Source organism: Cyanobium sp. Cruz CV13-4-11, assembly GCF_024346055.1.
GTDB lineage: Bacteria > Cyanobacteriota > Cyanobacteriia > PCC-6307 > Cyanobiaceae > Cyanobium.
Genome location: NZ_JAGQCH010000028.1, coordinates 26,572 through 35,174, shown reverse-complemented (window position 1 = coordinate 35,174; position 8,603 = coordinate 26,572). Strand labels below are relative to the sequence as shown.

The 8,603-nt window shown below is 68.5% G+C and carries 17 protein-coding genes; 8 read left to right on the top strand and 9 right to left on the bottom strand.

Features of this window, described 5'->3' with window-relative positions:
* Positions 1-25: 25 nt before the first annotated feature.
* The 4 genes from KBZ12_RS16310 to KBZ12_RS16295 all read right to left on the bottom strand — a co-directional run bounded on the left by KBZ12_RS16310 (position 26) and on the right by KBZ12_RS16295 (position 1,419).
* The gene (locus tag KBZ12_RS16310; protein WP_254959062.1) at positions 26-253 is read right to left on the bottom strand and encodes a hypothetical protein; all 228 of its coding nucleotides are present in this window, start codon (positions 251-253) and stop codon (positions 26-28) included.
* 47 nt (positions 254-300) lie between these two features.
* Positions 301-681 carry an MbcA/ParS/Xre antitoxin family protein gene (locus KBZ12_RS18560; RefSeq protein ID WP_254959061.1) on the bottom strand — a complete coding sequence of 127 codons (381 nt, stop codon included), beginning with the start codon at positions 679-681 and terminating at the stop codon, positions 301-303.
* Positions 682-787: 106 nt separating this feature from the next.
* Positions 788-1,189 carry a type II toxin-antitoxin system VapC family toxin gene (locus KBZ12_RS16300; protein ID WP_254959060.1) on the bottom strand — a complete coding sequence of 134 codons (402 nt, stop codon included), beginning with the start codon at positions 1,187-1,189 and terminating at the stop codon, positions 788-790.
* Positions 1,186-1,419 (bottom strand): antitoxin, encoded by a 234-nt coding sequence (locus tag KBZ12_RS16295; RefSeq protein WP_254959059.1) that lies wholly within the window; start codon positions 1,417-1,419, stop codon positions 1,186-1,188. The genes KBZ12_RS16300 and KBZ12_RS16295 overlap by 4 nt, the downstream gene beginning before the upstream one ends.
* Before the next feature lie 157 nt (positions 1,420-1,576).
* Here KBZ12_RS16295 and KBZ12_RS16290 point away from each other — a divergent pair, with 157 nt between their 5' ends.
* Together KBZ12_RS16290 and KBZ12_RS16285 are read left to right on the top strand one after the other, a co-directional pair.
* Complete coding sequence (locus KBZ12_RS16290) at positions 1,577-1,804, top strand: ribbon-helix-helix domain-containing protein (protein WP_254947791.1); 228 nt, start codon at positions 1,577-1,579, stop codon at positions 1,802-1,804.
* Positions 1,801-2,145: a type II toxin-antitoxin system PemK/MazF family toxin gene (locus tag KBZ12_RS16285; RefSeq protein WP_254959057.1), complete on the top strand. Its 345-nt coding sequence runs from the start codon at positions 1,801-1,803 to the stop codon at positions 2,143-2,145. Before KBZ12_RS16290 ends, KBZ12_RS16285 begins: the two co-directional genes overlap by 4 nt.
* A gap of 22 nt (positions 2,146-2,167) precedes the next feature.
* Here KBZ12_RS16285 and vapB read toward each other — a convergent pair whose 3' ends face one another.
* Complete coding sequence (vapB, locus tag KBZ12_RS16280) at positions 2,168-2,404, bottom strand: type II toxin-antitoxin system VapB family antitoxin (RefSeq protein ID WP_254959055.1); 237 nt, start codon at positions 2,402-2,404, stop codon at positions 2,168-2,170.
* A gap of 90 nt (positions 2,405-2,494) precedes the next feature.
* On the opposite strand from vapB, the gene KBZ12_RS16275 reads away from it, so the two are divergent.
* The 6 genes from KBZ12_RS16275 (at position 2,495) to KBZ12_RS16250 (ending at position 4,905) form a co-directional block, all read left to right on the top strand.
* Entirely contained in the window at positions 2,495-2,983 is a 489-nt protein-coding gene (locus tag KBZ12_RS16275) for an ABC transporter substrate-binding protein (RefSeq protein WP_254959054.1), read from the top strand.
* Between the two features lie 29 nt (positions 2,984-3,012).
* Entirely contained in the window at positions 3,013-3,150 is a 138-nt protein-coding gene (locus KBZ12_RS16270) for a hypothetical protein (protein ID WP_254959053.1), read from the top strand.
* 35 nt (positions 3,151-3,185) lie between these two features.
* On the top strand, positions 3,186-3,440 hold the full coding sequence (locus KBZ12_RS16265; protein ID WP_254959051.1) for a type II toxin-antitoxin system Phd/YefM family antitoxin: 255 nt from the start codon (positions 3,186-3,188) through the stop codon (positions 3,438-3,440).
* A gap of 4 nt (positions 3,441-3,444) precedes the next feature.
* Positions 3,445-3,855 (top strand): type II toxin-antitoxin system VapC family toxin, encoded by a 411-nt coding sequence (locus tag KBZ12_RS16260; RefSeq protein WP_254959050.1) that lies wholly within the window; start codon positions 3,445-3,447, stop codon positions 3,853-3,855.
* A gap of 80 nt (positions 3,856-3,935) precedes the next feature.
* Positions 3,936-4,271, top strand: a complete 336-nt coding sequence (locus KBZ12_RS16255; protein WP_254959048.1) for a hypothetical protein — start codon at positions 3,936-3,938, stop codon at positions 4,269-4,271.
* 73 nt (positions 4,272-4,344) lie between these two features.
* The gene (locus KBZ12_RS16250) at positions 4,345-4,905 is read left to right on the top strand and encodes a hypothetical protein (RefSeq protein WP_254959045.1); all 561 of its coding nucleotides are present in this window, start codon (positions 4,345-4,347) and stop codon (positions 4,903-4,905) included.
* A gap of 3 nt (positions 4,906-4,908) precedes the next feature.
* On the opposite strand, the gene KBZ12_RS16245 is transcribed toward KBZ12_RS16250, so the two are convergent.
* From KBZ12_RS16245 to KBZ12_RS16230, 4 genes are all read right to left on the bottom strand, one after another.
* Positions 4,909-7,125 (bottom strand): AAA family ATPase, encoded by a 2,217-nt coding sequence (locus KBZ12_RS16245; protein WP_254959044.1) that lies wholly within the window; start codon positions 7,123-7,125, stop codon positions 4,909-4,911.
* Between the two features lie 6 nt (positions 7,126-7,131).
* A complete protein-coding gene (locus KBZ12_RS16240) occupies positions 7,132-7,530 on the bottom strand; it encodes a type II toxin-antitoxin system VapC family toxin (protein WP_254959042.1) in 399 nt (132 codons plus the stop codon).
* Positions 7,527-7,817, bottom strand: a complete 291-nt coding sequence (locus tag KBZ12_RS16235) for a type II toxin-antitoxin system Phd/YefM family antitoxin (protein ID WP_254959041.1) — start codon at positions 7,815-7,817, stop codon at positions 7,527-7,529. Before KBZ12_RS16235 ends, KBZ12_RS16240 begins: the two co-directional genes overlap by 4 nt.
* Before the next feature lie 64 nt (positions 7,818-7,881).
* On the bottom strand, positions 7,882-8,559 hold the full coding sequence (locus KBZ12_RS16230; RefSeq protein WP_254959067.1) for a peroxiredoxin-like family protein: 678 nt from the start codon (positions 8,557-8,559) through the stop codon (positions 7,882-7,884).
* Positions 8,560-8,603 lie beyond the last annotated feature (44 nt).

Below are 8,603 nucleotides of genomic sequence, written 5' to 3'. Positions count from 1 at the left end.
TGGCAGAGGACCGGGCCAGGGTGGCTCACTTTTCGCTGTCGCCTCCCCCTGCCATGGCAGGGGGAGGCCCCGGGGTAACCCGCCTACGTAATTGACGCGACCCGCCTACGTAGTTGACACCGGGCACCTGTGCATCCGGCAGATCGGGTTGGCTGGTCTCAAGAAAGTCCTCCAGCCAGGCCTGCTCCTCCAGGCTGTCGGTGATGCGCCGCGTGGCCTGGGCACCCTGTTGCTCCACCAGCCGCATCACCACCCCATCCAGCTGGGTGGTGGCCGTGAGATCAACCTGTGGAGCCGGGCTTACGGCCGACCGCGCATCGCATCGAGATACTGCACCAGTTCCACCAGCTGCTCCGGATGCTGCAGCTGCTGCCGGGGGACCCCGCCGGTGTGGCGGTTGGCTGTATCCAGCCAATGGCGCATCAAGGCCGTGTCATCGCCCACCAGGGCCGACAGGCTGCGATACAGACGCAGCACCAGAGCGATCATCTGCCGGGTGTGGGGATCGATGCGAGCCTGCGCACGGCCTTGCTCGAAGAACGTGCGGCTCTTGCCGATCGCCTGCGCTGTTTCCTGGGCCGTCAGACCCAGCTCCTCACCAGCTCGCTGCAACGTCTTGCGCAGCAGAACGTTCTCGTTGACGCCGCTGGCGGCCTCGCTGGGCCTGGCCTGAACGGCCACTCATCTTCTCCTTCGTCGTCCCATTATGCCTCAGCTGCGGCATATCGGAATCACTTGCCTCGAATGAGGCGGCTCTCCTCCGATGCGCCGTCAGCCCACCCCCTGCTCAGGCCGTCGGCACCCAGTTTTCAACCTGCAGGCCGCTCACCTGGACAAACTCCCGGGTGTTGTTGGTGATCAGCGTGGCCTGCAGGCTCAGGGCATGGGCCGCGATCATCGTGTCGAGGGAGCCGATTGGAGTGCCCCGGCGCTCCAGGTCCGCACGCAACTCGCCATAGGCCCAGGCAGCGCGTTCGTCGAAAGGGAGAATCGTGAGTGGGGCCAGAAACATCTCCAGGGCCTGGCGGTTGCGCACCGAACCACTCTTGGCCACCCCGAACGCCAGCTCGGCGGCCACCACACTGCAGAGGCCAATCTCTCCGAGCCGGTAGCGCTTGAACCGCTCCAATACCGCTGCTGGTCTGGCATTGATGATGTAAATGCAGATATTGGTATCGAGCAGAATCATGGGCTGATCGCTGCCCGGATCTGCGCCTCCGGCTGCTCACGCGTGATCACAAACCCCGGCTCGAAGGCGGCCAACCCGGCCTCCAGCGTTTGCCAGGGGTCATCGATGGGCAGCAACAGCACCCCATTGCCGAAATGCTTCACCACCACCTCGCTACCGCTGAAGCGGTACGCCTTCGGCAGCCGCACCGCTTGGCTGCGGCCCGATTGGAACAGACGTGCAGTATCCATGGCAGGCCCTGATCCGGTAGTGACCCATGGTAGCTACCACGGCTGGAGCTGGTCTCACGGCGACAAGGGCATGGCCTGGCATCGATCGAACGTCCGGTGCCCCCCAGATCCGCCACCCCTCTTAGGCTGTAGAACGAAACGTTCAACAGCTGGGGTCATGGCAATCGGGGTGCGGGTGGAGCCGGAGCTCGAGCGGCGGCTCGATCAGCTGGCCCGCCAGCTCGGCAAGAGCCGCAGTGCCTGCGTGCGCGACGCCATCACCCAGTACCTCCTGCGCCATGGCGATGGCGAGGAAGCCCGCCGGCAGTCGCAACGGCTGGCCGAACGGGAACCGCAACAGCACTGGAGCGAACAGCTCCCTGACTGGAGCGACTGGACCGCATGATCCCACCTGCGCTCCGCCGCGGCACCGTGGTGACCGTGGCCAGCCCGGGTGCGTACTCCGGCAAACCACGCCCCGCCGTGGTGGTCCAGGCGGATCGCTGGTTGCAGGCCCATCCGAGCGTCACCCTCTGCCCACTCACCAGCACCCTGGTGGACGCTCCCCTGGTCCGGCTTCCCGTCCAGCCAACGGCACGCAATGGCCTGAAGAAGCCGTCCCAGCTGATGGTCGACAAGCTGTTCACCGTGCCGCTCAGCTCCCTGGGCAAGGTGGTGGGGCAACTGGAGCCCCAGCTGCTGATTGAGCTGGATCTGGCCCTGCGGGGTTGGCTGGAACTGCCCTGAGATCGTTGCCCGCATCGGTGAATCAGAAGGATTCGCGCTCGCTTTGCTGTTGGCCAGCGCGCTCCTCCCAGAAGTCTTCGGGCACTTTGGGACCACTCAGGAAGAAGCTGTCCCAGCTGCGGCCGAGCGGAGCGATGATCCGCTCCTGGCCGCGAGCAAAGATCTCCACCTCCTTGACGGAGTCGGGAAACCGCAGATGGGCCGGGATGCACACCACCTGGCTGCGGTTGCTCTGAAACAGCTTGGAAATCGCCCGCATCGGACCTATTGGATGCATTGAGGGTCTGTCCATTGTTCCCTTGCACCGCCCGCCGCTGCCAGGATTCCCGGCAACGCCAGCAACGCCGTCATGCCCCTGCCCCAGCTGATGCCGCTGTTGGCGGCCGTGGCGATCACCCCCTGCCCTGCTGCCGTGAAGGCCCAGCTGGATGGCCTCTACCGCTGGCAGGTGGCCCGGCAGGACCTGCGCGGTCCGATCGAGCTCAAGAGCCAGCAAAGCCGCTTCACCGATGGGCTGTACCAGAAACTGCGGCGTGCCTATGCGCTCGATTCAAACAGCGGCCGTTTTGTCGAGTTCGATGTGTTCAGCAACACCCAGGTGGGGACCTTTGGCGCCAAGGTGCTCGGCTGCACCGCCGCCCCCGGCGGAGGGTTGGAAGCCCTGGTGGCCGTACAGGCGGGCATGCGCAACCGCCCCATTGAGGCGCCGCAGAAGCTGCGCTATCAGCTGGTGCGCGGCCCTTCTGGCACCTGGAAGATTGCCGACATCGTCTATGCCCATCCGGCTGGGTTCAGCCTCACCAGCTATCTGGCTGAGCTGCTGGGACCCAAGCCCTGATCAGTGCAGCAAGCCTGCGGATCAAGCCCATGGATGTGCGTCCCAGTCGGGTGTTCATGGACGGCAACAGCCAGGCCCTGCTCGACGCCCTTGCCGGCTTCGAGCCCAGCTTCGTGGCCGGCCTGGAGGATCCAGCCGCCATGGGCGACTCCACCCAGGCGCCTTAGCCTGGTCAGATGACTAGTCAGAGAGGGTGGTCGTGATGACGGTATGGCCGGTGCAGCACGCCAAGGCGCGCTTCAGTGAGCTGCTCGACGCCTGCCAACGGGAGGGGCCCCAGGTGGTGTCGCGGCGCGGCACGGAAGCAGCCGTGCTGGTGCCGATTGAGCAATGGCGACGCCTCCAGGCCGCAGCGCGGCCCAGCCTGAAGGAGCTGCTGTTGGCCGCAGAGGCCCGCACCGAGGCGTTGGTCCCGCCGCGGGGCCAGGCCCGCCGGCGATCCGTGCTGACGCTGTAGGCCGATGGCGTTTCTGCTCGACACCAACGTGGTCTCGGAGCTGCGCAAGCCAAGGCCCCATGGTGCCGTGCTCGCCTGGTTGCAGAGCACCAATGACGCCGACCTCCATCTGGCCAGCGTGACCCTCGGCGAGATCCAGGCGGGCATCGAGATCACCCGCGACCAGGACCCCGTCAAGGCCGAGGAGATCGAGCGGTGGTTGGATCAGCTGAGCGGCAGCTTCAACCTGCTGCCGATGGATGGTGCGGCCTTTCGCTGCTGGGCCCAGCTGATGCATCGCCGATCCGACACCCTCTACGAGGACGCCATGATTGCGGCCATCGCCAGGGTCCACGACCTCACGGTGGTGACCCGCAATGGGGTCGATTTCCTGGAGTTCGGCGTTGCGCTGTTCAACCCGTTCGAGCAACGCTAAGCGGCAGCCTGGTGAGCCACAACGTGCGCGAATTCGCCCGCATCGAGGGTCAGACTCCAGCTTGCCCATGCTCCGGAACGATGGCGCACCCGTCTGCCGCGCAGATCGCCCGCCTGGGGCGTCAAGGGGTGGCCCTGTTCTTCGTGTTCATGCTCAGCGCCGAGCTGCCCAGCCAGATCTTCCACCTCGCCCAGCACCTGATCGGGCCGGGGCCGGACGCCATGGCGGAAACCCTCGGACACCTCGGGGTGCTGCTCGTCTACCTGGTGGGACTGGTCTGCGCCCTGTTCCTGGCCCAGCAGCAGCTCTGCCGCACGCGCCTGCTGGCGTCCTACCCGCCACACGAGCCCGTCCCCCTCGCCATGCATGTGCTCGGCCTGGTCTGGGGCCTGCTGGCGGTGTTCCTGCTGCGCTGAGCGGGGCCCGACCTGAAGCATTGACTGGTCCTTCGCACGGCAAACAGGCCAACATCCCGCCTTCCTGGGGACGATGGATCCCGCCGCAGACCCGTCGATGGAGCCAACGCTCGAAACCCTGCTCACCTTCTACGCCGAGCGCATGGGAGGACCTCTGCCAAGCACCCTGCTGCCCCCCGATCAGCCGCTGCACTGGCAGGGGCAGACCCTCTTCAGCACGGCCCAGACGGCAGAGCCGCCCTACCTGCTCCAGAGCACGATCGATGCCTTTCTGAGTGGGGCCCCCCTGGGCCATTGCAGCGTGGGCTTCTGGGGCCATGGCATGAACAGTCACGCCTTCTACTACCAGCGCCGCGAGCCCTGGTGCAGCCTGTTTCTGCGCCTGGCCTACGGCGGCTTCTACGACGACAACGAACGGGCCGCCCTCCAGATCAGGGCCACCATGGAGTGGTTCGCCGGGTTCCTGCCGATCGTCAGCGAGCGGGCCCGGCACTGCATCGTGGTGGATTCCATGGGTGACGCCATCTTCCGGATCGCCCTGCACAACGGTGAAGTCATCGAAGGCGACGGCCCCCTGTTCACACCGGAAGGCGGTCCGACAGACGCCCTGAAGTCCCTGCTCGAGGGGGCCTGACGATCAACCGCGCCGCAGGCGGTTGGGGAAGAAGCGCACCGGCGGCTCCTCCTCCGGCTCCGGCCCAGCCCGATGCTCCGCCCCAGCCGCTCCATAGGCAGCCAGGACAGCCCTGGCCCGCTCCAGGTGCTCCTCGCGCAGGGCCGCCGGCGCCTCGATGCGGATGCCGCCGGCGAAGCCCAGCAGCCAGGTGCGCAGGTCCACGTCCCGCCGCAGCGTCCAGGGGGGCAGGTCGAACTCCACCGGGTAGGGGTGGCTGTCGCCGGTGGGGTTGGGCTCCAGCCGATGGGGCGCTTTGGGGTGGCGCCACCAGCTGTCGCCCGGCAGGGGTTTGGAGAAGCGGGTGTGCTCGATCGGAAAGCGCAGCACGCCCTCACGGATGAAGGCGAAGGCCCAGCCCTGGCAGGAAAAGCGCAGGGTCACCAGGTGCCGGGCCCGGGTCTTCGCCGAGGCACCAGCGAGGGCGAGTTGCTCGCCGAGGTCGTCGCCGCAGTAGATGCCGCCGCTGAGGTGCAGCAGCCGCCCGGCCCGCTCCACGGCCTGCTGGTGGGCCCCGTCGCTGCGGCGGTTGCGGCTCTCACTGCGGCGCAGGGCCAACCGGTCCAGCCGCTCGGTGCGGATCAGTCCGTGGGGTTGGGCGACGGCATCCTCCTCGTAGAGCAGGTACCAGCCGATGGTGTGGAAGATCAGCTGCAGCGGCCAGACCCGCAGCTCCCCCACCGGGCTGTCGGGGAAGCTGGCCCCCGAGGCGTAGCGCTCCAGCACCACCCGCCGGTGCTCGAGGATCGCCGTCTCGATCGCCTCCGCCTGCCGGTAGCCGTGGCGATCGGCTGCGAGCGAATCCGGGCGCACCAGGGCCGCATCCACCACCGAATGGTTGGCATAGGTGCGCACCGGCGGCGACGCCTCGGGGCTGATCCCGCCCCAGCGCAGCCGCTGCTCCAGTTCGATCAGCAGGTCCTGGGCCGAGGGGTCCCCGAGGCGGCCGGCCGCCTGGCTCACCACCCCATGGATCTCCCGCAGCCGCGGGGCCGACAGCAGCGCCGTACCCAGGGCATAGCCGTGGCGCACGTTGTCGTTGCGCACCCGGAAGCCGTAGGGCGTCAGCAGCTTCTCCAGGTCCTTGCGCAGGGTGGCGGCCTCCCCCGGCAGGTAGGCGCCAGGGATCTCCTCCATCGCCTCGATCAGGTGGCCGGGCAGGTCGCTGCCGTCCTGGCGATCGAACGGCTGCTGCAGCACATGGCGCAGCACGGTGAACACCCGACGGAACACCGGGCCATCCCCCAGGGGAGGCAGCCCCCCGTTCACCCCGCTCGCCGCAGCCGGCTCCGGGGCCGGCAAGGGGGCCAGCTGGATCGGGGCCTCAACGGGGTGGGCGGCGGTGAACCCCTGCCGCTCCAACCAGGCCAGGTCGGCCCGCAGGGCCGCCGCATCGCCGTAGCAGTCCCCGTGCAGCCGCCGCAGCAGGGCCCCGGCCCGATCGGCCAGGTCGCCCTCGGGCAGCGGCGAGACGATCGCCTCCAGCTCGGCGGCGGTGACGGAATCGTTGGCGGCCAGGTCCGGATAGCGGCTCAGCAGGCGCAGCAGGTGGAGCAGACGCTCCAGATCCAGCAGGCGGGAGTAGCCATGGCGCTGCGCCTGCCGCTCCCGGTTGGTGGCCGAGCGGATGCGCTGGTCGAGCCGGGCCAGCTCCTCGGCCAGCACCGGCTCCAGGGACGCGTGGTGGCTGGGCACCAGGGCCACCACGGCGGCGAAGCCCTCGGCCCGGCTGGGGCCGACATGCGCATCGGCCAGGGCCGCCGCCAGCTCCTTGATCACCGCTTCGGGCACGAGGCGCTGGCGGCGCTGGTTCCACTCCAGACAGGTGGCCAGGGGGGTGAACAGCCACCAGCCGATCCACTCCACCGGCGCCGGCAACACCAGCGCCTGGGTGAGGGCCAGCCGCCAGGGCCGCCGGGCATGGGTGGCATCGACGATCACCGGCTGGCCAGCGGTCACGGCCGCCCGGATCCGCTGGTGCAGCACCTGCTCGATCGCGCTCCAGGGCCCCTGCACCGCCGCATCGCCGAACACCTCGGCGCGGATCGCGTCGGTGGAGAGCACCACAGCCGGTGGCTCACCGGATCCGGTGAGCAGGGGCGCCAGGGCCCGGGCCAGGGTGGTCTTGCCACTGGCCGGCGGGCCGATCAGGAGGTGGCAGCGCAATCCGGTGTCCGGCATGGGATCTCACCAGAACGTCTGGCACGGGAAGGTGGACAGCTGCGGATCGGCGGTGAGCAGCACCAGCCGCTCCAGCTCGGCCTGGGCCGCCAGCATCCGATCAAAGGGGTCGCGGTGGGGATGGCTGTAGCCGCCAGCCCTCAGACCATGGGCCAGAGAGATCGGCAGAGGGTGGAAGCCATCGGCCTGGAGCAGGCCAGGAAGATCATCGATGGCTGAAGCCAGCTCGGGCAGTTTGCCTTGATGGTGCTTGAGGCTGAGTTCCCAGACCGAAGCGGCACTCACCAGGATCCGGCTGGTGGGGTCGACGAGAAGCGCCTGGACAGCTCCTGAGAGTCTCTCCGGATCGAACCACCACCACAGCAGGGCATGGCTGTCGAGCAGGTAGGCGGATTGGCTGCTCACGGCAGGGCTGACGCCGAGATCAAGGAACTTGCTTCCCAGTCAGCGAGCTGATCGGGCGGCATCGGCTCAAGTATGGCGTCGGGCTGGGTGAGCGGACCCAGGCGGCGCAGACGACCGGGGAGGCGCTGCGGGGCTGGCACCTCCAGGGGCATCAACCTGGCCCAGGGCTTGCCGGCCTTGGCCAACACGATGGTTTCACCGGCGTGGGCCTCATCGATCAACCGCGAGAGCTGAGTTTTGGCCTGGTGCACATTCACCAGACGATGGGCCGGCGCTGGACCTTCCACAAGACCGAGTCGGGAGTCTTGCCTAGCTTAGTCATGGACTAAGTCTGTGCCTCCAACACCCACCTCAGCCCAGGAACGGATCCAGGAAACTCAGCGGCCGGGCCATGGTGGCCGAGAAGCCGAGGATGCCGGGGTCGCGGTGGCTGTAGAGCAGGGTGTCGTCGGCCTCCAGCAGATAGGTGCCGCCCCGTTGGGTGAGGAAGTCGTCGCGGGGGACGTAGGTGCGCCAGTGGCCCAGCACCTCGGCCATGTTGCGCAGCCGCACGGTGGCCAGCTCGAAGGGCCGCTGGAAGCCGCGGCCACCAGCCCGGGCGAAGAACGAGCCCTTGAGCGGCGGCAGGGGGCCCGCCTGGATCGTCTCGTCGTCGGCGACGCGCTGGGGGGCGCTGCGATCGCCGGTGTAGCCGCGCAACACCTCGGCCAGGGTGCCGGGGGAACCGAGGCCGGCGCACATCAGCAGCAGGTTCGGCCAGGGCCCTCCCCCCTGCCGCAGCCCCTCGTAGAGCCCCAAATCCCGGTGCAGATCCGGCTCAGCCTCCACCAGGAGCCGATCGGGCGGGAAGCCGGTGAAGGCGCAGAAGCGCTCGCGCCCCGCCGCGTCGCCGATGCCGATCGCCAGCACGGCGATGCCGGCGGCCTCCAGCTGCGGCAGCACCGGCACCAGGGCCTGGGCGTACTCGAGGCTGTCGAAATCACCCAGCTGGCTGAACAGCAGCACCAGCCGCCGCCGGCCGCGGCCCATGCCCTCCACCGCCGCCAGCCTCTCCAGCAGCAGGGCGGGGGCAG